We start from the raw sequence: 20,588 nt of genomic DNA on the forward strand, positions 1-20,588 counted from the left end.
CATTAGATGTTCTATTTCACAAACGGATCTTCGGCAAACTTCACGTTGAAGTCCGTCAACGTTGTGACCTTCATCGGTTTTTTATCAATGCTACTTACATACGTCGTTTCTGAAGGATACGAAAGGCCATACTTTGACTTTTCGTATTTGGCATGGTCACGGGTTTGAATTTCGCCCGTTGCCAATGTCAACTTTTCGCGGAGTAGCAAGCCCGTTTTTGCATCAAAATACAGGTTGTATTTCACTCCTTTTCCTTCTAACTCTACTTGCGTGGCAGTGGCACCGTTGATTTGCTCCGTTCCAACGACGGTAGCAATGTAACCTTTGGTGGTATAATCATCAAAAGGAATAAGTATATCTGTGAGTTCGCGACGCATAATCTCACGTTCTTTATCGCTCAAGTTGCTGGTTTGGTACTGCGTTACCTTGTCACGGCTACCAATAGGGATTTTGAGCCAGCCATCGGTTGCTTTGATGCCATAGATAAAATCGCGTTTTAAAATGGTACGCACCTTTACCATTGCCTGCGAGGGCAGGGAGGCTTTGATGTCCAAATCAAAATCGTTGGCCGTTCCTGCGCGGTAGGCTTGTTTGAGGGTGTACGTTTGAACCGAATCCCACAATGCTTTGCCACCCGTGGCTGTATAATACTTTAAAAAGACAGAATCTGCCTTTGCGTCTGAAGTCTGCGCATAAAGCCCTGTGCTTACCACAGCGGCCAAAAAGAAGGTTACAACTAGCTGTTTCATCGTTAAAAAAGACGTTTGGATGAATAACTCCAAAAATAATGGTTTTATGATAGGATACCATTAAAAAATCGTGCCAAACAAAAAAGCCCCGTCGGGGGCTTTTTTGTTTTTATCTACAGTATGCACTGTTTATTAGTTACGATACATCACCGTTTTCACGGCATCAATCGTACGTTTTACGTTTGGCAAAGCGGCTTCAATCAAGGTTGGCGCATACGGAAGCGACACATCCATGCTATTCACACGTACCACAGGAGCATCCAAATAATCAAACGCTTTGCGCTGAATCATGTAAGTAAGTTCCGTAGCAATCGACGACAATGGCCATGCCTCTTCTACCACCACGCAGCGGTTGGTTTTCTTGACAGACTCAATCACCGTTGCATAGTCGATAGGGCGTACCGTACGCAAATCAATCAATTCGGCGTTGATACCCATCTTGGCCAATTCTTCAATGGCAGGATTCACAACGCGCGGAATCATTTTACCAAAGGAAACAATGGTTACGTCAGTACCTGCCTTTTTCACTTCCGCTTTTCCAAGTGGAATGATGTATTCTTCTTCTGGTACTTCGCCTTTATCGCCATACATCAATTCTGACTCCATGAAAATAACGGGGTCATTATCACGAATAGATGCCTTCAACAATCCTTTTGCATCATAAGGGTTTGACGGCACAACCACTTTCAAGCCTGGGGTGTTGGCATACCAGTTTTCAAAGTTTTGAGAGTGCTGTGCGCCCAACTGACCCGCGTTCCCAGTAGGCCCACGGAATACGATAGGACAGCTGTATTGTCCACCTGACATCGAAAGGATTTTAGCAGCAGAGTTGATCACTTGGTCGATGGCTACCAACGAGAAGTTGAATGTCATAAACTCGATGATAGGTCGCAAACCGTTCATTCCAGCACCTACCCCGATACCAGCAAAACCCAATTCTGCAATAGGTGTGTCTATAACGCGTTCGGGCCCAAATTCGTCAAGCATTCCTTGACTTACTTTATAAGCTCCATTGTATTCGGCTACTTCTTCACCCATCAAAAACACGCGTGAGTCACGACGCATTTCTTCGCTCAAGGCTTCACGTAAAGCTTCACGGAAAAGTATTTGTCTCATTGTATGTGTAAAATTCTGGATTTGGGGGTTGAAAACGGCCGTAAAAATAGGAATTTTTTCGTAAATCTAGTCATTTGGCCACGACTTCCCCTACGCCACTTGCTGTTTTTCATTTCTATGGTAAGCGCCCCACATAGCCCACCTAGACATGTAGGAAGCTTTCGTACATTACTACTCCAAAACGGCTCAAAAGGGTTCCAAATCGCTTTTTTTGAAAAAAAATTGCCCTTACAGTGGTAAAAAATGCAAAGAATTGAGTTTATATAGCGAAAAGTTGAAGCAAACGCTTTAAGTTTGTAGCAAATACCTAACTATATAATCCACTTTTAACCTCATAAGAAATGAGAAAAATTGTTTTATTTTCATTGTCTGTTCTCCTCTTTGCATCTTGCAACAAGAAACAACTGGCCCAACTCAACAAAGAAAAAGCTGAACTCCAAGCATTGTTGGACAAAAACAAGGCTGATTGCGACGCGTTGACCTCAAAATTGAACAATGACATCAGCGATTTGAAAAGCCAAATCAAGTTGAAAGATGGCGATGTTACCAACGAACGTGCTAAACTCAAAGCATTGGAAGATGAATTGGCGTACTTGAAACGTACAAACACCAACCTTCTTGACCGTTTGTCTGACTTGTCTATTGTAAGTAAAGATGGAGCAGAAAGCATCAAAAAATCATTGGATGCCTTGAACCGTCAGAGCTCTTACATCCAAGATTTGAACTCAAACTTGCGTCGCAAGGATTCACTTAACTTGGCGTTGGTGATGAGCCTCAAGCGCTCACTTGACAATGTGAACGACGAAGACGTAAACATCGAAGTGAAAAAAGGCGTAGTGTATATCTCGCTTTCAGACAAAATGTTGTTCAAATACGGCAGCTACGAAATCACGCCACAAGCTGAAACCGTGTTGAGCAAAATTGCTAAAGTAGTAAACGACCGCAAAGATTTCGACATCTTGGTAGAAGGCCACACAGACAGCGTACCGTACAACAGCGCATCGGTGTTGGAAGACAACTGGGATTTGAGTGCTAAGCGTGCAACGTCAGTAGTACGTACACTTCAGAAAAAATACAGCGTAGCACCTGAGCGTATGACCGCAGGTGGCCGTGGAGAATATGTACCAAAAGTAGCGAACGACAGCAGCAAAAACCGCAGCGTAAACCGTCGTACTGAAATCGTTATTCTTCCAAAACTTGACCAATTCTTCCAAATGTTTGAAGGAGGAAAATAAGGTCTAAAAACCTTTCCCAACCATGGCGAGCGATGTCTTTCGAGGCATCGCTCGTTTTTTTGGGGAAATCTCATAACTTCGTGACACTTTACGCGTTTTTGATAAAAAGGACCACCATGAAACATTTCCGTAAACTCATTCTTGCCGCTGTGTGCGTTGTGTCCGTAGGTTTTTTTGCCTTCCGCAATGACGAACGCTTTTTTGAAATCGCCCGTAACTTAGACATTTATGCCACGCTGTTTAAGGAACTTAATCGCTATTATGTGGACGAAATCAACCCCAATCGGTTGACTAAAATGAGCATAGAATCTATGCTTAAAAACCTCGACCCTTACACCAACTTCTACGCCGAAGACGAAATTGAAGATTATCGCACCATGACCACGGGCCAATACACGGGCATCGGGGCAATAATCACTCCCAACAAAGGCAAACAAATCATTTATTCTATTCTGGAAGATTCTCCCGCCGCCAAAGCAAACCTTCACGTAGGAGATGAAATTGTCAAAATCGACGGAATAGACATCACAACCCGCAAGGACGCCAACCCCGACAAACTCATGAAAGGGCAGGCCAATTCGTCGGTGAAGCTCGCCGTGCGCCGTGTGGGTACCAAAGACCTGATTGAAGTCAATGTAACGCGTGAATTTGTCAAAACAGGCAATGTTCCTTATTACGGAATGCTCGAAAACGAAGTAGGTTACATCGACCTCAAAGATTTTAATCAAACGGCGGCCCGCGAGGTAAAAAATGCCCTGGTGGAGCTCAAAGGAAAAGGCATGAAAAAATTGGTGCTTGACCTTCGCGAAAACCCAGGTGGATTGCTTGACCAAGCTGTATTGATTTGTAACTTATTCATTCCCAAAGATGCTGAAGTGGTATCAAACCGTGGAAAAGTAACGGAGTGGAACAAAACTTATACGGCTCCAATGGCCCCCGTGGACACCGACATTCCGTTGGTGGTGCTGGTCAATGGCCGCAGTGCCTCAGCTTCTGAAATTGTCTCGGGAGTAATGCAAGATTACGACCGTGGTGTGTTGGTGGGGCAAAGAACCTACGGCAAAGGGCTTGTCCAGACAACCCGCGATTTGTCGTACAATACCAAATTGAAAGTAACCGTTGCGAAGTACTACATCCCGAGCGGGCGCTGTATTCAGGCCATTGATTATAGCCACCGCAACCCCGACGGAAGCGTAGCAAAAGTACCTGACTCGCTCAAAGTGGCCTTCAAAACCCGCAATGGCCGCGTGGTATATGACGGTGGTGGGGTAGAACCTGATGTAGCTACCGAACTGCCCGCATTGCCGACAATTGTGACAAGTCTAAACGCCAAAGGCTTGTTGTTTGACTATGCCTTGCACTACCGCGCAGCACACCCGACCATCAAAACTGCCAAGGAATTTGAACTGACCGATGCCGATTATCAAGCATTTTCGACTTGGTTAAAAGACAAAGAATACGACTACGTGACGCAGGTAGAGAAAGACCTCGGCACGCTTGAGGCGTCGGCAAAAAAAGAAAAGTATTTTGATGTTATCCAAGAACAACTCAAAGCGCTTAAAACCAAGCTAGGCCATAGCAAAGAGAGTGATTTGGCTATGTTCAAAAAAGACATTAAGCATTTGCTAGAGCGGGAGATTGTGTCGCACTATTACCTCCAAAAAGGGGAGCGCGAATACGTATTCCGCACAGATGCCGAAGTAAAGGCAGCGCTTGATTTGTTTAAAGACATGCCTCGCTACGAAAAAATATTGAAAGGACAGAAATAAGTCTCCGTGGGTCGGGCTATGAGCAGCCCGACCCACAATGTATTCGGTATTTTCCCCCTATTTCCTACATTTGCAACTCCATTTACGAATTGCAGCATGTTTTTAACGAAAATCAAATCAAAAGAGTCGGGTTTATTGCTCTACGGAATCACTCCTCCCAAATCACAAACCGCTCCTGAAAAAGTAAGTGAGATTGCCGAAAAAACACTGGCCCGTTTGCAAGGGCTAGACATCGACGCCCTCATTGTGTATGACGTCCAAGATGAATCGAGTCGCACTTCGGAAGAACGGCCGTTTCCATTTATTACCGCCCTCGACCCCTTTGATTTTGCCCGTCAGCATTTGGCACCTCTTGAAATCCCCAAAATTATTTATCGCCCCGCAGGAAAGTTTACCCAAGACGAACTTCGTCAGTGGGTGAGCGATTTGACCCAACAAGGCTTTTATCCTGTGTTTGTGGGCGTTCCCTCGCCTGATTTTATGCCCGTCACCAGCCTACCCAACGCCTACGCCGTTTGGCGGGAATTTGAACAAAATTCTATCATTGGGGCTGTAACCATTCCCGAACGACATGCTGTTCTCAACGACGAAGACCAACGCATCCTTGACAAAGTAGCCAGCGGGGTTAGTTATTTTGTCTCCCAGTGTGTGTTCAACGTAGCCTATGCCAAACAAATGCTTACGGCCGTCGTCAACACCTGTCAAGCGCAACAATTGCCCCTTCCTACGTTTGTATTTACCATTACCGCCTGTGGGTCAAAAAAAACACTCCACTTCATGGAATGGTTGGGTATTCACGTGCCTGATTCGGTCAAAGAAACCTTGCTGGAATCTGAAAACATCCTCGAAACGTCGGTGAATCTTTGCTTACAAATTGCGGATGAACTTATTGAGTTTTGTGACGAGCACGCCATTCCTTTTGGCTTTAACATCGAAAGTGTGGCCATCCGTAAAGACGAAATCGAAGCATCTATTTACATGGTCAATCAACTACGTGAGCGGCTTGTAGCAAAAGGACTAAGAAATAACTAATCGGAAAATTTCATGGCGACAGCACTCTCTCCCGCTGATTTTTTGCAAGCCTCTCAGCGCTTGCCCATCATCGACGTGCGGTCGCCAGGCGAATATAGCCACGCTCACATTCCTGGTGCCATCAATATCCCGCTTTTTAGCAACGATGAACGGGTCAAAGTAGGCACTTGCTACAAACAACAAGGACGCGATGCTGCCGTACGATTAGGGTTAGAAATGGTCGGGCCTAAACTCGCTTTATTCGTCAAAAAAGCCGACTTAGTCGCTCCTCAACGGGAAGTGCTGGTTCACTGCTGGCGCGGAGGAATGCGCAGTGGAAGCTTTGCGTGGTTATTACGAACTGCGGGCTTCCGCGTATCAACCCTCGAAGGTGGCTACAAAGCCTACCGCAACCACGTTTTGGAGTCGTTTCAGCACCCGCAAAACATGTCCATTTTGGGTGGCCCAACAGGGAGCGGCAAAACCGACATTCTACGTGCGCTGGCCGAAATGGGCGAACAAGTCATTGATTTGGAGGCCATCGCCCACCATAAAGGCTCGGCCTACGGCGCAATTGGCCAAGCGCCACAGCCTTCGTCGGAGCAATTTGAAAACCTGCTGCATCAACAATGGCGTTTGCTTAACCCACACCAACGGGTGTGGCTAGAAAGCGAAAGTCGGCACATTGGAGGCTGTTTTATTCCGCTGGCTTTTTGGCAACAAATGCAGCAACCGACGGAGTTTGTTTTTGTTGACCTTCCTAAAGACCTTCGCATTCAACGCCTCGTCCGCGAATACGCTTGCTACGACCACACGTTACTGCAAGCGGCTACCGAGCGCATCAAAAAACGCCTTGGCGGCCAGCACTACAAAGCCGCCATTGAGGCCCTCCAACGCCACGACTACGCTACTGTAGCCGATATTTCGCTCAACTACTACGACAAAGCTTACCTCTACGAGCTTTCTCAACGCACTATTTCTCATCACCTCCACCCTACCGACGACAACCCCACGGCTACAGCGCAAGCCATCTTACAACTTAAAGCATATTAATGCCAAGTCTATTTTAAATAATTTTACGAATAACTATCAGTAAATCAAAATTTTACATTTTATCCAACCGATAAAACTATTAATTCCATGGTAATAAAAGACACTACTTTTACCACGACATAACAGTTTTTGAATAGTTGATTGCATTTAGTGGCCAGTTCGCTAAAAAAAGATTGATTTTACTGAACATTGGGGCAATTTTTGACTGTTTTCGCACATTAATGATTACTCATTCTAGCCAAAATATCATTATGAACATCGCCCTACAACCAAGCACTTCCAAAGAAGGAAGCGGGTTAGAAAAATCGGCATCTTCTCAAAAGGAAAATAGTAAAATCATGATTGTCTTAAATGCAAAAGACTTTCAAGAATGTTGTTTGGAATTGGTTCGCCAACAGATTGCCTTTGAAGTGAAATACAATGGATATTCTTCTCCAAAAACAGCCACTGATGGTGATTCGACTTCTAATGACAATTACCTTGAAATTATAAAAAAAATCCATGATGAATACCTTCAAGGAGATTTCAGCAAAGTGCCTCCTTCCGAAAAAGAAATCACTGAAAATCATGGCATTAAACCTGCCTTGTTTAAAAGTCTGTTTAAAAAAGTATATGGACAGCCATTTTATCAACTTTACACAACAAAGCGAATGGAGCAAGCTGCTTCGCTCTTGAAAAAAGGGTATAAAGCAAACGAAATAGCAGCGATGATTGGCTACAGTGCATCCTCTGCGATTAAGTTCAACAAAATGTTTCAGAAGTACTTTCAAATGACTCCCAAAAAATACCAACTCCAGTTTTATGGTAAAATAAACCGACGGTAGTTCGTTAAATCCGATCAATCAATTCTTTGACCTTACGTACCTTACGACCCGCAATATGGTCAATGATAGCGGCTGCATGGTCGCGCCCATTCTCGATAAAGACTTTTTCTGTATGAATACCTGCCACCACGGTGCCACACAAGTATAACCCAGAGACGTTGGTTTCAAAGGTTTCTGGGTCAAATACTGGCACCATACTTGGTTGGCGCAACTCCACCCCACACCGCTGAAGCAATGCTCCATCTGGTATATACCCAATGAGCATCAATACAAAATCAGCTTCAAGCCATTCTTCCTCACCCGTTTGGGTATTTTCTATCAACACCCGCTTCGGCTCTATGGCTTTGGTAAGGCTATTAAAACGCGTTTTTATTTTCCCTTCTTTGACCCGATTTTTGACGTCAGGAATAAGCCAATACTTCACAGTTGGACGGAAATCCTCCCCTCGGTGAACGACAGTGACGTCCACGTCGTGGCGGTACATTTCCAGCGCGGCCTCCACGGCAGAATTGGCTCCTCCCACAATCACAACTTTGGAAAATGAGTACTGAAACGGTTCGTCATAATAAGGAGAAACATGCGGAAGTTTTTCCCCATTTATCCCCAAAAAGCGAGGAAAGTCAAAATAACCCGTCGAGATAATGACCTTTTTGGCATAGTAATTTTCTCCTCCTACCGTCTGAATTTCAAAGACTTCGTTGTCTTGTTTTACAACCTGCGCTACTTCCGTAAACAATTTAAAGTTGAGGTGATAATACCCCGCCACTTTCCGATAATACTGCAACGCCTCACTGCGGTTGGCTTTGACGTCCGAAATGGGAAACGGGATGCCTCCAATCTCAATATTTTCGGCAGTAGAGAAAAAACGCATTCGTTTGGGATAGCGTCGAATCGACTCCGTGATGCTCCCCTTTTCAAGAATCAAATGGCTCAATCCTGCCTTCGCAGCCTCTATCCCAGCCGCCAGCCCACAAGGCCCCGCGCCTACTATCAATACATCGTACAATTGCATGGTGGATTACGATTACTTAGTGAAGTCCCAAAATTACGGCTTTCATCCCAAAAGTAGTCTCATCAATAAGGTAATATAGCGACATTTTAGGCTTTTAAAGCTATACAATTTTACATTTGTAGCCTAGAATGCTTTCTTGCATAAGCGTTCACATTGCGTGTCTGGTCAATTATAACTTTCAATCAAACTAAACCTAAATGAAAAAACCATTACTCTTGGCAGCGGCCTTGCTCGTAGGAAGCTACCTCACCCATGCCCAACAGCGCCCCGCAGGCGGTGGCGAGCGCCAAGCCTCTACCTCTACGGCTCCCTCAAAAGACGACAAATCGGGCGAGAGCATTCCGTTTAACCCTGATTCCTTTGTTGTTACCGAAAGCGAAGTAACCGTAAAAGGGCAGCGCGTGCCTTACAAAGCCACCACTGGCACCATGCCCGTTTTTGACGAAGGGGGCAAAGCCATCGCTGGCTTATTTTACATGTACTACGAACGCAGCGACGTAAAAGACCGCGGCACACGCCCGTTGATTATCTCGTTCAACGGAGGACCTGGAACAGCATCGGTGTGGATGCACATGGCCTACACTGGCCCTGTCCTGCTCAACATCGACGACGAGGGCTATCCGCTACAACCGTATGGCTATAAGAAAAACCCCTATTCGATTTTGGACGTAGCCGATATTGTGTTCATTGACCCCGTTAATACAGGTTATTCGCGCCCCGTTAGCAAAGATGTTCCTACATCGAAGTTTTTTGGGGTAAATGCCGACATCAAATATTTGGCCGAATGGATTCGTACGTTTGTGACTCGCAACAATCGTTGGGATTCGCCGAAATACCTCATCGGCGAAAGTTACGGCACGACGCGCGTCTCAGGCTTGGCACTTGAGCTGCAAAGCAACCAATGGATGTACATCAACGGCGTAATCTTGGTATCGCCGACTACGCTTGGTATCGAGCGTGGTGAAGCTTCTGAGGCAGCATTGAAAGTACCTTACTGTGCTGCTACCGCTTGGTACCACAAAAAACTTCCTGCGGATTTACAGAAAAAAGACTTGACCGATTTCTTACCCGAAGTTGAGAATTTTACCATCAATGAGCTTCTTCCTGCCGTAAGCATGGGCGGCTTTTTGGATGATGCCAAACGCAAAGCCATCGCGGCTAAACTCGCTCGTTATACGGGAGTTTCGGAAAAAGAAGTTCTCCAAAATAACCTCAACATGCCGCTTCAATACTTCTGGAAAGAGCTTTTGCGCGACGAAGGCTACACAGTAGGGCGTTTGGATTCTCGCTACAAAGGCATCGACCGCAAAGACGCTGGCGACCGCCCCGATTTTAACGCAGAGTTGACGTCGTGGTTGCACTCGTTTACGCCTGCCATCAACATGTACCTTCGTAACGAGCTCAATTACAAAACCGACCTCAAATACTACATGTTTGGCCCTGTCAACCCTTGGGATCGCTCTAACGACCAAACGGGCGAAAACCTCCGTCAGGCCATGGCTCAGAACCCTTACTTGCACTTATTGGTACAGTCGGGTTACTACGACGGCGCTTGCGATTATTTCAATGCCCAATACAACATGTGGCAAATGGACCCTGCTGGAAAACTCAAAAACCGCATGAGCTGGAAAGGCTACCGCAGCGGTCACATGATGTATTTGCGCAAGGAAGACCTTCAAAAGTCAAATGACGACATTCGCGACTTTATCAAGAAGTCAACACCGAAGTCGAACCAGCCTGCCAAGTACTAGTGAATAGGCGGTTATAGTATCAGTAAAATTCAGCGAAAACTTGCTTCATAAGGGGATAAACTTTTCCGAATCTTATGAAGCAAGTTTTCCTCCTTTTAAGCCTTTTTGGCCTCGCAACTGAACTGGTTCAGGCCCAAACCAAATCGCTCAAAAATTCCCCTCCACTTACGGAAGCCGCCCCTGAGACCGTCGGCATGTCGTCGGAGCGCCTCAACCGCCTTGATGGAGTCCTCCAAAATGCGGTTGCACAAAGTAGCGTCCCAGGGGTATCTGCACTTATCGTACGAAACGGTAAAATTGTCTATTACAAAGCCTTCGGAATGGCCGACAATGCAGCAAACCGCTCTCTGAAGCGGGATGATATTTTTCGGATTGCATCAATGAGTAAAGCCATCACCTCCACGGCCGTGATGATGTTGTGGGAAGAAGGAAAGTTTCAACTCGACGACCCTATTTCGAAATACATTCCTGAATTTAAAAACCAAACAGTTCTCAAAAACTTCAAGTTTCAGGACTCCACCTACACGACCGAACCCGTAAAATCAGAAATCACCATCCGTCATTTGCTGACGCATACGTCGGGGCTTGGCTACGGGGTCATTGATGCCGACGAACGTTTCAAAGCCATGTACCACAAAGCGGGCATCGTTGATTTATTCACGACCGAACCTGTCAAAATTGGTGACAACATCAAGAAGCTCGCCAAACTCCCCCTTCACCATCACCCAGGCGAAAAGTACGTGTATTCGGAAGGATTGGACGTATTAGGCTATTTTATTGAGCTGATGTCAGGAATGCCTTTTGATGAATTTTTGCGGAAACGGTTGTTTGAGCCGTTGGGCATGGGCGATACCTACTTCTACTTGCCCGATGCCAAGGCGTCTCGATTGGTGGCGATTCAAAAACCGCAAAACGGGCAATGGGTGCGCTACCCCAACACTTTTTACGATACCGAGTACCCCATTAAAGGGGCAAAAACATTTTTCTCAGGAGGAGCTGGATTATCAAGTACGGCCAAAGATTACGCTACGTTTTTGATGATGTACCTCAACGGCGGTGAATTGGGCGGAAAACGTTTTTTAAGTCGCACGACGATACAAACCATTTTGAGCAACCAAGTAGGTGATTTATTGGGTGGCGAAAAAGCCAATTCGTCTTATGGTTTAGCCTTCGGCCTCCTCAATAAAGCGGGCGAAGATAAGGGGGCGAAAGGAAGCACAGGCACGTTTGAATGGGGGGGATATTTCAACACCAACTATTTTGCCGACCCCAAAGAGAAAATCATTGGCGTGATTATGAAACAAACCCAAAGCAGCGGCGATAACCTCAATAATTTGTTCCGTCAAGTGATTTATCAATCCATTGATGACTGACAAAAATCCCTTTCATTTTACCAGAAAAGCCTCCGAAAGAGGCTTTTCTGGTTTTTTAAGGATAGTGTTTTTTTATTATCTTTGTCTATAATGTTATTTAGACAAAGTCGCAAGGAGGCAGTTCACCGAATGACTAAACATCCCTTCTTTACGCAGGAAAAACAGGGAGTATTTAAAATTGTGAACTAATGGAGTTTGACAACTACGGGCATTTAGTCCCCTACGACATTATTGATACTGACTTAGCAGCGTTTGAGCGAATATTTGTTACTGATTTTACTCATTCTTCTACTCGTTCAGGCATTTTTGAAGCATACCTAAACTACCTCTCCGACCTCAAGCAAATTATAGGAGGAGGGTTTTATCAGTGGATTGATGGGAGTTTCACCACTCTTAAACGTAACCCAAATGACATTGACCTTGTAACGTTTATTGATTTCGGTATATATCAACGGTACGAGAAACAACTAGAAGAAGTGCGTAAAATAAGATTTAGGAGAGGAAATAAAATTGACGGATACTTTGTCAAGTGTTATCCAGAAACTCATCATCAGAGGCAACTATTCGAGTTTGACCGTTTACAGTGGCAATTTGACTTTGGGCGGTCTTTCGTAAATAAAAGAGAGAAAGGAATCATTCAAATTAACTTTTAAAACCATGCAACCAAATATCATTTCTGACGAATGGAGTGAACGAGTGGCACGGCTCACCGAATTGATAGCCCGTAAATCAGAGGCCATAAAAATACACTCTGAGCAGCCCGAACCCGACCGTTTGGCAATCGAACAGTATATGGAGTTACGCGCCCACTATTTTGACGAATTGGCTCAATTGATGAAACAGTACGGGGTTATTGTTCGATTTGAGCAGGGGGCAAACGCAGCGTAGTTAATGGAACAGGAAATAACATAACTGCCATAGATTATGTATAAAGAAGGTGATTTAGTAGCTATTGTAAAGGATTTGCCAGAAAAAGAGCTAGTGCGGGGGCACGTTGGAACTATCGCATTTATGTATAACGACGGCGGCCTCTATGAAGTTGAATTTATAAATGCTATAGGTGAAACTGTAGCCGTTGCTACTTTGAGCGAAAGTGAGATTCTTGCAGTTCAGCCACAAAATGCTATCCTCCACGTAGCCAACGTTTCTACCAACACAGTCTAAATAGAGCGTACAAATTATAAATCAAAGTTGTGACCCCGACGGGAATCGAACCCATATCAAGCGTTTAGGAAACGCTTATTCTATCCGTTGAACTACGGGGTCAACACTATTTTTCACTTTTTCCCATATCAAGCGTTTAGGAAACGCTTATCGGGCGGCGCTCCGCTCTATCCGTTGAACTACGGGGTCAGCTGAATTTTGCGCGAATTTCGAAAACTATTCCGCAAAATCAAAGTTCGTGAAAGGCATCTCAAGCCAATTGGGATAAATCATAAAGTGTTTGTCCTTCACCAAATCAAACATTTTGGCACGAAGCTCGTCCAAATTCTCCTTGTTTTGGGCCGAAATAAACACGACGTGGTCTGATTTTCCCGTCAGATAGCTTTGCTTTAATTTCTCCAAAACGCTCTCCTTGGTCTGCTCTACCACTACCTCGCCCTCTTCCGTCTCAATCACTTCATCAAACGCCTCTAATTTAGGCTGGTAGGCATCAATTTTATTAAACACCAAAATCGTCGGTTTATCGCCCGCTTTGATTTCGGCCAAGGTTTGATTTACAATCTCAATTTGCTCTTCAAACGATGAATGCGAAATATCCACCACGTGCAGCAGTATATCCGCCTCCCGCACCTCGTCGAGCGTGGACTTAAACGACTCAATCAGCGTCGTGGGTAGCTTACGGATAAACCCAACCGTATCTGTCAACAAAAACGGGATGTTATCAAGCACCATCTTTCTCACGGTAGAGTCAACCGTAGCGAAGAGTTTGTTTTCGGCAAATACCTCGGCCTTGGCCAAACGGCGCATCAACGTTGATTTCCCTACGTTGGTATATCCTACCAAAGCCACGCGCACCAATCGGCTCCGTTCCTTGCGGCGCGTCATGCTTTGCTTGTCGATTTTGGCCAATTTATCCTTCAAAAACGCAATACGGTCTTGGACAATACGGCGGTCGGTTTCAAGCTCTTTTTCCCCAGGACCACGCATCCCTACCCCACCTTTTTGACGGCTCAAGTGCGTCCACATACGAGTAAGTCGTGGGTACATGTACTGATACTGAGCTAATTCCACTTGAATTTTCGCCTGAGCTGTTTGGGCACGCATGGCAAAAATATCAAGAATCAACAAGCTACGGTCGAGCACCTTGATTTCCTTAAATTCGGCTTCAAGGTTACGTACTTGCGACGGAATAAGCTCATCGTCGAAGATAATCATATCAACAGGATTGTCCGTCACGAAGATTTTGATGTCTTCCAAACGGCCTTTTCCTACAAACGTACGGTTATCGGGATGTTCTAATTTTTGGGTAAATGTCTTTACGGTTTGGACACCTAACGTGGTAGCCAAAAATGCCAATTCCTCTAAATACTCTTGGGTCTGTTCGGGCGACTGTCGTTGGGTAGTGACAGCGACCAAAACCGCTGTTTCTTGTTTTTTTGCAGTTGAATTCATTTACAATAGTTGTTCCCGAATCGTCAGGATGATAGTTTTCGCTGTTGTTGCAGCGGATAAAAGTAAACGGTGTTGATTCTCAGAAAGTTTCTTGGAAAAAGACGAAATTAAGACATTCCGCTGATTTTTTGTAATTTGTCCATTCGAAAAGTCCCCAAAAATTCGGATTGGTCTTTCCTGCCTCATTTTTTTATGCTGCGTTTTTTGGTCTATTTGTTCGCTTTTTACTTGCTAGTGGGGCTGCTGTTCTGGGCGGGGCATCCATTTATCTTGTTTCAACCTACCCTCCTTTCTGCCGATTTTCGGTATCAGTTTCCCCAACCTTTTCAGGAGGTTACCCTCAAACCTGCCCCTGATGTACACCTCAACGCCCTTTGGTTTCGGACTTCAGCGCAGCCTCGACAAGGCGTTGTTTTGTTTTTTCACGGCAACCGCGACAACCTCACCCGATGGGGGCGCGAATACGCTACCCGCTTTACCCAACGGGGCTACGATGTCCTCATGTACGACTACCGCACCTACGGCAAAAGCACGGGTCCTCGCTCCGAAGTCGCTTTGCACCACGACGCAGACTACGTCTATAACGCTATACGAAAGCAGTGCGTTGAAGGCTCCATCGTTGTCTATGGGTATTCATTGGGTACAGGTATGGCCTCGCGCGTAGCGGCCAACCACCGACCTCGGTTGTTGATTTTGGAAGCGCCTTACGCTACTATTCCGACCTTGTTTCGCACCCAATTGCCCATTTATCCCTACAAATGGTTGAGCCGTTATAAATTTCGTACCGATAGCTGTTTTCAGCACATTCACTGCCCTATTCAACTTTTCCACGGCACCCGCGACCGCGTCGTTCCTTACGCCAATAGCCAACTTCTTCTTCGGGCACCCACCTCCGCCAAGGTCACCCTTACTACGATTCCCAACGGTACCCATCGCGATTTGGACACCTCTAAGCGCTATCAAGAACGGCTCAATTATTTATTAATTCCCCACCGCCACTAACTGACTTTGCAGCCTGCGAATCAGCATATTGATGGTTCGGCGGTTGAGTTCCTCTTCGTCTTGAAGAAAAATCAGGTACTGCGCTGGGCTTAAATGGCCTACAATTGTTCCCAACAACAAACTCCTAAATTGTAAATCTTTACGAATAATTTGCTCGATATGCGCCAGTTGGTCTTCGGGCGAAAACCGTTCAAATGCGATTTTTCGCTTTTGTAAGTAATGGCGAAATAGCGCTACCAACAACTCATTTTGAGCTTTAAGAATGGGCCGAAGGGTATCATTCTGAAACTGTTCGGCGGAGGAAATCACTAGGTTCATTGATTGATTAACTAATCGGGTTTTGAGAAACCCTTTGTACTACATTTGATTAAAAAGTCGGGTTTTGAGAAACCCTCTGCACCGTGTGGAGGGTTTCTCAAAACCCGACCCCACTGACGAGTTCAAAACCCGACCTACTGACGAGTTCAAAACCGACCCTACCGACGAGTTCAAAACCCGACCTACCGACGAGTTGGATTCTCCCCATGCAAAGGTTTTTTTTGCCCAACCCACGGTATTCATTGGATTTTAACCTACAAGCTGTCAACTATACATTCCCTTTGCGTAACTTTGCGGCAGACAAAACAGCTTTTTATGTCTGAAACAAACATGACACTATCGCCTAACGCGCTTGCGCAAGAGGCCATCGCATTACTTAAACAACTGATTTCTACTCAGTCGTTTAGTCGAGAAGAAGAAGGAACTGCCGCTTTGATTGAAGCATTCTTCCAACGCAAAGGGATTCCGTTCCACCGCAAAAAAAACAACATCTGGGCTTACAATCGCTACTTTGACGCCAGCAAACCCACGGTTTTACTCAACTCTCACCACGACACTGTTAAACCCAATCCGTCTTGGACGCTCAACCCGTACGAACCTCTCGAAAAAGACGGAAAACTCTTCGGATTAGGTAGCAACGACGCGGGTGGGTCGCTTTGTTCGCTCATCGTGACGTTTTGCCATTTTTATGATAACCCTCATTTGGCCTACAATGTTGTAATGGCTGCCACTGCCGAAGAAGAAATTTCGGGACGCGAGGGGCTTGAACTGATTGTACCTGACCTTCCTCCCATCGAATTTGCCATTGTGGGTGAGCCTACCGAAATGCACCTAGCTGTGGCCGAAAAAGGGCTGTTGGTGCTGGATTGCATTGCCCACGGGAAATCGGGGCACGCGGCACGGGAAGAAGGCGAAAACGCTATCTACAAAGCCATTGACGACATTCAGTGGATTCGTTCGTACCAATACCCCAAAGTGTCTCCTACGCTCGGCCCCATCAAAATGTCGGTGACGATTGTCAACGCAGGTACGCAGCACAACGTGGTTCCTGATTCCTGCAAATTTACCATTGATGTCCGCGTCACTGACCAATACACTTTGGAAGAAATCATTGACATTATCAATAAAAACATCAAATCCGAAATTGCCGCGCGTTCGGTACGTTTGCGCCCGTCGAGCATCCCGATGGAGCACCCTATCGTACAAGCGGGTGTTCGTTTGGGAAGAAACACCTACGGTTCGCCTACCACCTCCGACCAAGCGCTTATCGACTGCCCATCGCTCAAAATGGGGCCAGGCCATTCGGGGCGTTCGCACACGGCGGATGAATTTATTTACCTCCACGAAATCGAAGAAGGAGTCGCTCAATACATCAAAATGTTGGAAGACGTGATTTTATAGAATTAACACTTATGCAAACTCGTACGCTGTCTGATATTTCGCCCGAACGCTTAGAGCAACTTCTCGCTTTCGACCGATTGCTAAACATCATGGACGACCTGCGCGCCAAGTGCCCGTGGGACAAAAAGCAAACGCTTCAAAGCCTGCGCCACCTGACGATTGAGGAAACGTACGAGCTTTCGGATGCCATTTTGGAGAATGATTTGCCCGAAATCAAAAAAGAATTGGGCGATTTATTCCTCCACATGGTGTTTTATGCCAAAATCGGCTCCGAAACGGGTGACTTTGATATTTCGAGTGTGCTGCACGGGATTTGTGAAAAACTCATCGTACGGCACCCCCACATTTATGGCGACGTGCAAGCCGACACCGAAGAGAAAGTAAAGCAAAACTGGGAGCAAATCAAGCTCAAAGAAGGCGACGGTAAAAAATCAGTGTTGGGCGGTGTCCCTCAGTCGCTGCCTGCGCTGGTGAAAGCCATGCGGATTCAGGAGAAAGCGCGCGGGGCTGGGTTTGACTGGGAAGAAAAACAGCAAGTGTGGGAAAAGGTAGAGGAAGAAATGGCGGAGTTTAAAGAGCATTTTAATGCCGAAGACGACTCGGTGATTGACCCCGAAAAAGCCGAAGGTGAATTTGGTGACTTGCTGTTCTCGCTCGTCAATTACGCCCGTTTTATTGACCTCAACCCCGAAACAGCCCTCGAACGCACCAACAAAAAATTCATCAAACGCTTCAATTACCTCGAAAGTCAGTCGCGGGCCGATGGCAAGCAACTCCACGAAATGACCCTCGCCGAAATGGACGAGTACTGGAACCAAGCCAAAAAATTGTAAGCGTTGTTTTTCAGGCACTTTGTTACTTTTTTTGCCTAATCAAGTCTTTTAAACAGGTAGAGATTCTTCTTGTTTAAACGACTTGGTTTATGCGTATCAAAAGCTACTTACTCATTCTCGGTTGTGTGCTGTCGTATGTTTCGCAAGGACAGCTTTCTTTTACGGCAGCGTGGGATTTTGAAAACAACTCCAACGGCAGCAGCAACAACCCTAACATCAGCGTTTCTTCTCTAAATATTACTGGCGTGCGACTTTTGGGCTATCCCGTAGGACAAACGGGCGATGCCGTGAGTCTTCAGTTTTGGCCGACGGGCGAGCTGAGTTCTACTGACTATGCCGAAGTTTCGGTAACTTCTCCCAACTACCGTTTTTCGCTTTCTTCGATTTCCTTTAGTTTCAACCACACCACCGACGGCCCCAACCAAATCGCGGTGCGTTTTAGTCAAGATAATTTTTCTAATAATCTCGGTACGTCTCCCGTGGGTTCGGGTTTTGCGGGATTAAACGTTCCTCTTTTTGTCAACGACGCCCAAGGAACCATCACCTTTCGGATTTATGGCTATGCCGCTACCAGCAGCCAAGGAGCACTTCGACTCGATAACCTACGCATCAACGGCACGGTCATTCTCAATCCATTGCCTGTAGAACTGACGCATTTTCAAGGAAAACCGTTTTCCAATCAAATTGAACTCAACTGGGGAACGGCTTGGGAACGCAATTCTTCCCATTTTGACATTCAACGGAGTGCGGATTTAAAAGAGTTTGTCACCATTGGCCGAACGCCTTCCCGAGGCGACCATTTGACCCAAACTACGTACCAATTTGCAGACCTAACACCTTTGGTGGGCATCAACTATTACCGACTCCGCCAAACCGATTTGGATGGAAGTACGGAGTTCTCTAAAATCATTGCCGTAAAAATCGAACCCGAACAGCCTCAAATCTGGGTTTTTGAAAACCCTACTTCGGCCCAATCTATTCGGATTCGGCTGCATAAGCTTTTCCCTTCTGAGCTTCGCCTCGTCTCCATGTTGGGGCAAGAGATTCCGTTTCAATGGGTTTCCAGTGGACTAGACGAGTATGTACTTCAAACCCACGTTCCGCAGGGGTATTATTGGCTTATTGGCACCACAAACACCACTTTTATCAATGCCAAACTTTTCCTAATGCCGTAACCGAGTTTTGAGTTACTTTTGTAGTCAATCTTTGAGCTACATGAATCGTATCATTTATTTTTCCCTACTCATTTTGGGGCTGTACTCGCAGCCTTCTTTTGCCCAAGTCCCTGATACTTTACAAACAGCGCCGCCTACTCAGCCTGCTACTTCGACAGGCGATGAAGAGGACGAAGACCCCAATTATGCCGTTGCTGAAGCCGATCAAGACAGCAGTAGCCATTTTTACCAAAAGTTTACTGTCGATGGAACCGCTTCGACGGGCAACGTCCAGCGCTTGCTCTTGCAATTTTCAAGTGCGTTGGATTGGAAACCTAATTCCAAATTTAAGCTATCAAGTAGCCCGTCGTTTGTCTATGGAAAACAAGGCGGACAGCTCACCGAACGAGAATTTAACGCCGATTTACGCGCTTCGCTTTGGCACCAAAAAGTGGTTTATGGGCTTGGTTTTGTCGCTTGGGAACGCAGTAATTTGCGGCACATCAACAACCGCTGGTCGCAAGGCGCGGGTATCGGGATAAAAATCATTCAGAAAAAACGCGCTTATCTTTCGATAACCAATTTAATTCTGCACGAAAACACCGATTTTATCGAACGTACCGACATTGATGTATGGCGAAATTCGACTCGTTTTTTTGGAGAATTTTCCCCTGGGTCATCGGGGCGTTTTACCATCAACAGCGTTTTGTTTTTGCAACCTGCGATTTCGATGCGCAACAATTTTCGCTGGAGTAGCACCCTCGTTTTGGCCTATCGCTTGAATAAAAACATTAGTCTGCGCACTAAATTTGAAGATGCCTACGAAAGTTACGTTGTACCAGGACGGCAATCAAACGATTTTCGCTGGACGTTCGGGCTTTCCATTGAAAATTAATCCTTTACCAATCAAATGGAGGTAAAAAACTCAATTCCGCTCCTCTTTGTTTACGGAACATTGATGCAAGGGTTTTCTAATCCATTCGCGAAAAAATTACGTAAAAATGCCATTTGGCGAGGAAAAGCCACCTTTACTGGACAACTATTCGATTTAGGTAGTTATCCTGGCGCCGTTTTTAATTCAAATACGCTTTCGCTCGTTCACGGGGAAGTTTGGGAAATTTCAGATTTTAACGCCGTTATTACCAGCCTCGACTACTATGAAGGCATTCATGATTCTCAGCCCGAATACGTACGCGAGCCTATTCCCGTTTTACTCGAAACTGGGCAAGTACAACTAGCTTGGGCCTATCTATATTGCCAACCCACCGACGCTTTTGTCCAAATTAAACACGGCGATTATCGCCAATGGCTTTTAGACGACAAACAACATTTGTAACTTTCAGGCGTTAAGTCTATTTCCGTACCTTTTAT

22 protein-coding genes and 1 tRNA gene are annotated in these 20,588 nt (G+C 45.7%); 17 read left to right on the forward strand and 6 right to left on the reverse strand.

Annotation, left to right across the window (positions count from 1 at the left end; genetic code table 11):
- Positions 1–11: 11 nt before the first annotated feature.
- Positions 12–749 carry a hypothetical protein gene (locus FHS57_RS16145; RefSeq protein WP_183975398.1) on the reverse strand — a complete coding sequence of 246 codons (738 nt, stop codon included), beginning with the start codon at positions 747–749 and terminating at the stop codon, positions 12–14.
- 132 nt (positions 750–881) lie between these two features.
- Complete coding sequence (locus FHS57_RS16150) at positions 882–1,886, reverse strand: pyruvate dehydrogenase complex E1 component subunit beta (RefSeq protein ID WP_310587004.1); 1,005 nt, start codon at positions 1,884–1,886, stop codon at positions 882–884.
- A 320-nt stretch (positions 1,887–2,206) separates the two neighbouring features.
- On the opposite strand from FHS57_RS16150, the gene FHS57_RS16155 reads away from it, so the two are divergent.
- From FHS57_RS16155 to FHS57_RS16175, 5 genes are all read left to right on the forward strand, one after another.
- A complete protein-coding gene (locus FHS57_RS16155) occupies positions 2,207–3,100 on the forward strand; it encodes an OmpA family protein (protein ID WP_183975402.1) in 894 nt (297 codons plus the stop codon).
- Between the two features lie 116 nt (positions 3,101–3,216).
- Positions 3,217–4,869: a S41 family peptidase gene (locus tag FHS57_RS16160; protein ID WP_183975404.1), complete on the forward strand. Its 1,653-nt coding sequence runs from the start codon at positions 3,217–3,219 to the stop codon at positions 4,867–4,869.
- 96 nt (positions 4,870–4,965) lie between these two features.
- Positions 4,966–5,901 carry a methylenetetrahydrofolate reductase gene (locus tag FHS57_RS16165; protein ID WP_183975406.1) on the forward strand — a complete coding sequence of 312 codons (936 nt, stop codon included), beginning with the start codon at positions 4,966–4,968 and terminating at the stop codon, positions 5,899–5,901.
- Positions 5,902–5,913: 12 nt separating this feature from the next.
- A complete protein-coding gene (gene mnmH / locus FHS57_RS16170) occupies positions 5,914–6,933 on the forward strand; it encodes a tRNA 2-selenouridine(34) synthase MnmH (RefSeq protein ID WP_183975408.1) in 1,020 nt (339 codons plus the stop codon).
- A gap of 251 nt (positions 6,934–7,184) precedes the next feature.
- Positions 7,185–7,757, forward strand: coding sequence for a helix-turn-helix transcriptional regulator (locus tag FHS57_RS16175; protein ID WP_183975410.1), 573 nt, complete (start codon positions 7,185–7,187; stop codon positions 7,755–7,757).
- Positions 7,758–7,761: 4 nt separating this feature from the next.
- Here FHS57_RS16175 and FHS57_RS16180 read toward each other — a convergent pair whose 3' ends face one another.
- Positions 7,762–8,769 carry a YpdA family putative bacillithiol disulfide reductase gene (locus FHS57_RS16180; RefSeq protein ID WP_183975412.1) on the reverse strand — a complete coding sequence of 336 codons (1,008 nt, stop codon included), beginning with the start codon at positions 8,767–8,769 and terminating at the stop codon, positions 7,762–7,764.
- A gap of 197 nt (positions 8,770–8,966) precedes the next feature.
- On the opposite strand from FHS57_RS16180, the gene FHS57_RS16185 reads away from it, so the two are divergent.
- The 5 genes from FHS57_RS16185 to FHS57_RS16205 all read left to right on the forward strand — a co-directional run bounded on the left by FHS57_RS16185 (position 8,967) and on the right by FHS57_RS16205 (position 13,057).
- The gene (locus tag FHS57_RS16185) at positions 8,967–10,520 is read left to right on the forward strand and encodes a S10 family peptidase (protein ID WP_183975414.1); all 1,554 of its coding nucleotides are present in this window, start codon (positions 8,967–8,969) and stop codon (positions 10,518–10,520) included.
- 74 nt (positions 10,521–10,594) lie between these two features.
- Positions 10,595–11,893 carry a serine hydrolase domain-containing protein gene (locus FHS57_RS16190; RefSeq protein WP_183975416.1) on the forward strand — a complete coding sequence of 433 codons (1,299 nt, stop codon included), beginning with the start codon at positions 10,595–10,597 and terminating at the stop codon, positions 11,891–11,893.
- Positions 11,894–12,081: 188 nt separating this feature from the next.
- Positions 12,082–12,546 carry a DUF6932 family protein gene (locus FHS57_RS16195; RefSeq protein WP_183975418.1) on the forward strand — a complete coding sequence of 155 codons (465 nt, stop codon included), beginning with the start codon at positions 12,082–12,084 and terminating at the stop codon, positions 12,544–12,546.
- Between the two features lie 4 nt (positions 12,547–12,550).
- The gene (locus FHS57_RS16200; RefSeq protein ID WP_183975420.1) at positions 12,551–12,781 is read left to right on the forward strand and encodes a hypothetical protein; all 231 of its coding nucleotides are present in this window, start codon (positions 12,551–12,553) and stop codon (positions 12,779–12,781) included.
- 36 nt (positions 12,782–12,817) lie between these two features.
- Entirely contained in the window at positions 12,818–13,057 is a 240-nt protein-coding gene (locus tag FHS57_RS16205; protein WP_183975422.1) for a DUF4926 domain-containing protein, read from the forward strand.
- 30 nt (positions 13,058–13,087) lie between these two features.
- Here the strand turns inward: FHS57_RS16205 and FHS57_RS16210 are convergent.
- Positions 13,088–13,159, reverse strand: a tRNA-Arg gene (locus FHS57_RS16210).
- A gap of 114 nt (positions 13,160–13,273) precedes the next feature.
- Positions 13,274–14,509, reverse strand: a complete 1,236-nt coding sequence (gene hflX, locus FHS57_RS16215; RefSeq protein WP_028525099.1) for a GTPase HflX — start codon at positions 14,507–14,509, stop codon at positions 13,274–13,276.
- A 192-nt stretch (positions 14,510–14,701) separates the two neighbouring features.
- Here hflX and FHS57_RS16220 point away from each other — a divergent pair, with 192 nt between their 5' ends.
- A complete protein-coding gene (locus FHS57_RS16220) occupies positions 14,702–15,511 on the forward strand; it encodes an alpha/beta hydrolase (protein WP_183975424.1) in 810 nt (269 codons plus the stop codon).
- Here the strand turns inward: FHS57_RS16220 and FHS57_RS16225 are convergent.
- Complete coding sequence (locus FHS57_RS16225) at positions 15,491–15,829, reverse strand: glyoxalase (protein ID WP_183975426.1); 339 nt, start codon at positions 15,827–15,829, stop codon at positions 15,491–15,493. The two genes, FHS57_RS16220 and FHS57_RS16225, sit on opposite strands and share 21 nt — an antisense overlap.
- A 64-nt stretch (positions 15,830–15,893) precedes the next feature.
- Between FHS57_RS16225 and FHS57_RS16230 the strand changes: the two genes are divergently transcribed.
- From FHS57_RS16230 to FHS57_RS16255, 6 genes are all read left to right on the forward strand, one after another.
- Complete coding sequence (locus tag FHS57_RS16230; protein WP_183975428.1) at positions 15,894–16,082, forward strand: hypothetical protein; 189 nt, start codon at positions 15,894–15,896, stop codon at positions 16,080–16,082.
- Positions 16,083–16,144: 62 nt separating this feature from the next.
- Positions 16,145–17,230, forward strand: coding sequence for a M20 family metallo-hydrolase (locus FHS57_RS16235; RefSeq protein ID WP_183975430.1), 1,086 nt, complete (start codon positions 16,145–16,147; stop codon positions 17,228–17,230).
- Between the two features lie 11 nt (positions 17,231–17,241).
- Complete coding sequence (gene mazG, locus FHS57_RS16240; protein ID WP_183975431.1) at positions 17,242–18,063, forward strand: nucleoside triphosphate pyrophosphohydrolase; 822 nt, start codon at positions 17,242–17,244, stop codon at positions 18,061–18,063.
- Positions 18,064–18,152: 89 nt separating this feature from the next.
- The gene (locus tag FHS57_RS16245; protein WP_183975433.1) at positions 18,153–19,238 is read left to right on the forward strand and encodes a hypothetical protein; all 1,086 of its coding nucleotides are present in this window, start codon (positions 18,153–18,155) and stop codon (positions 19,236–19,238) included.
- Positions 19,239–19,278: 40 nt separating this feature from the next.
- The gene (locus tag FHS57_RS16250; protein ID WP_183975435.1) at positions 19,279–20,112 is read left to right on the forward strand and encodes a DUF481 domain-containing protein; all 834 of its coding nucleotides are present in this window, start codon (positions 19,279–19,281) and stop codon (positions 20,110–20,112) included.
- Between the two features lie 15 nt (positions 20,113–20,127).
- Complete coding sequence (locus tag FHS57_RS16255) at positions 20,128–20,553, forward strand: gamma-glutamylcyclotransferase family protein (protein ID WP_183975437.1); 426 nt, start codon at positions 20,128–20,130, stop codon at positions 20,551–20,553.
- Positions 20,554–20,588 lie beyond the last annotated feature (35 nt).

Origin of the sequence: Runella defluvii, assembly GCF_014195535.1 — a bacterium.
GTDB lineage: Bacteria > Bacteroidota > Bacteroidia > Cytophagales > Spirosomataceae > Runella > Runella defluvii.

What these genes read in the sequence shown, in the direction of transcription:
- FHS57_RS16145 (WP_183975398.1), bottom strand. Translation starts at nt 749, where the DNA reads ATGAAACAGCTAGTTGTAACCTTCTTTTTGGCCGCTGTGGTAAGCACA.
- FHS57_RS16155 (WP_183975402.1), top strand. Translation starts at nt 2,207, where the DNA reads ATGAGAAAAATTGTTTTATTTTCATTGTCTGTTCTCCTCTTTGCATCT.
- FHS57_RS16160 (WP_183975404.1), top strand. Translation starts at nt 3,217, where the DNA reads ATGAAACATTTCCGTAAACTCATTCTTGCCGCTGTGTGCGTTGTGTCC.
- FHS57_RS16165 (WP_183975406.1), top strand. Translation starts at nt 4,966, where the DNA reads ATGTTTTTAACGAAAATCAAATCAAAAGAGTCGGGTTTATTGCTCTAC.
- mnmH (WP_183975408.1), top strand. Translation starts at nt 5,914, where the DNA reads ATGGCGACAGCACTCTCTCCCGCTGATTTTTTGCAAGCCTCTCAGCGC.
- FHS57_RS16175 (WP_183975410.1), top strand. Translation starts at nt 7,185, where the DNA reads ATGAACATCGCCCTACAACCAAGCACTTCCAAAGAAGGAAGCGGGTTA.
- FHS57_RS16180 (WP_183975412.1), bottom strand. Translation starts at nt 8,769, where the DNA reads ATGCAATTGTACGATGTATTGATAGTAGGCGCGGGGCCTTGTGGGCTG.
- FHS57_RS16185 (WP_183975414.1), top strand. Translation starts at nt 8,967, where the DNA reads ATGAAAAAACCATTACTCTTGGCAGCGGCCTTGCTCGTAGGAAGCTAC.
- FHS57_RS16190 (WP_183975416.1), top strand. Translation starts at nt 10,595, where the DNA reads ATGAAGCAAGTTTTCCTCCTTTTAAGCCTTTTTGGCCTCGCAACTGAA.
- FHS57_RS16195 (WP_183975418.1), top strand. Translation starts at nt 12,082, where the DNA reads ATGGAGTTTGACAACTACGGGCATTTAGTCCCCTACGACATTATTGAT.
- FHS57_RS16200 (WP_183975420.1), top strand. Translation starts at nt 12,551, where the DNA reads ATGCAACCAAATATCATTTCTGACGAATGGAGTGAACGAGTGGCACGG.
- FHS57_RS16205 (WP_183975422.1), top strand. Translation starts at nt 12,818, where the DNA reads ATGTATAAAGAAGGTGATTTAGTAGCTATTGTAAAGGATTTGCCAGAA.
- hflX (WP_028525099.1), bottom strand. Translation starts at nt 14,509, where the DNA reads ATGAATTCAACTGCAAAAAAACAAGAAACAGCGGTTTTGGTCGCTGTC.
- FHS57_RS16220 (WP_183975424.1), top strand. Translation starts at nt 14,702, where the DNA reads ATGCTGCGTTTTTTGGTCTATTTGTTCGCTTTTTACTTGCTAGTGGGG.
- FHS57_RS16225 (WP_183975426.1), bottom strand. Translation starts at nt 15,829, where the DNA reads ATGAACCTAGTGATTTCCTCCGCCGAACAGTTTCAGAATGATACCCTT.
- FHS57_RS16235 (WP_183975430.1), top strand. Translation starts at nt 16,145, where the DNA reads ATGTCTGAAACAAACATGACACTATCGCCTAACGCGCTTGCGCAAGAG.
- mazG (WP_183975431.1), top strand. Translation starts at nt 17,242, where the DNA reads ATGCAAACTCGTACGCTGTCTGATATTTCGCCCGAACGCTTAGAGCAA.
- FHS57_RS16245 (WP_183975433.1), top strand. Translation starts at nt 18,153, where the DNA reads ATGCGTATCAAAAGCTACTTACTCATTCTCGGTTGTGTGCTGTCGTAT.
- FHS57_RS16250 (WP_183975435.1), top strand. Translation starts at nt 19,279, where the DNA reads ATGAATCGTATCATTTATTTTTCCCTACTCATTTTGGGGCTGTACTCG.
- FHS57_RS16255 (WP_183975437.1), top strand. Translation starts at nt 20,128, where the DNA reads ATGGAGGTAAAAAACTCAATTCCGCTCCTCTTTGTTTACGGAACATTG.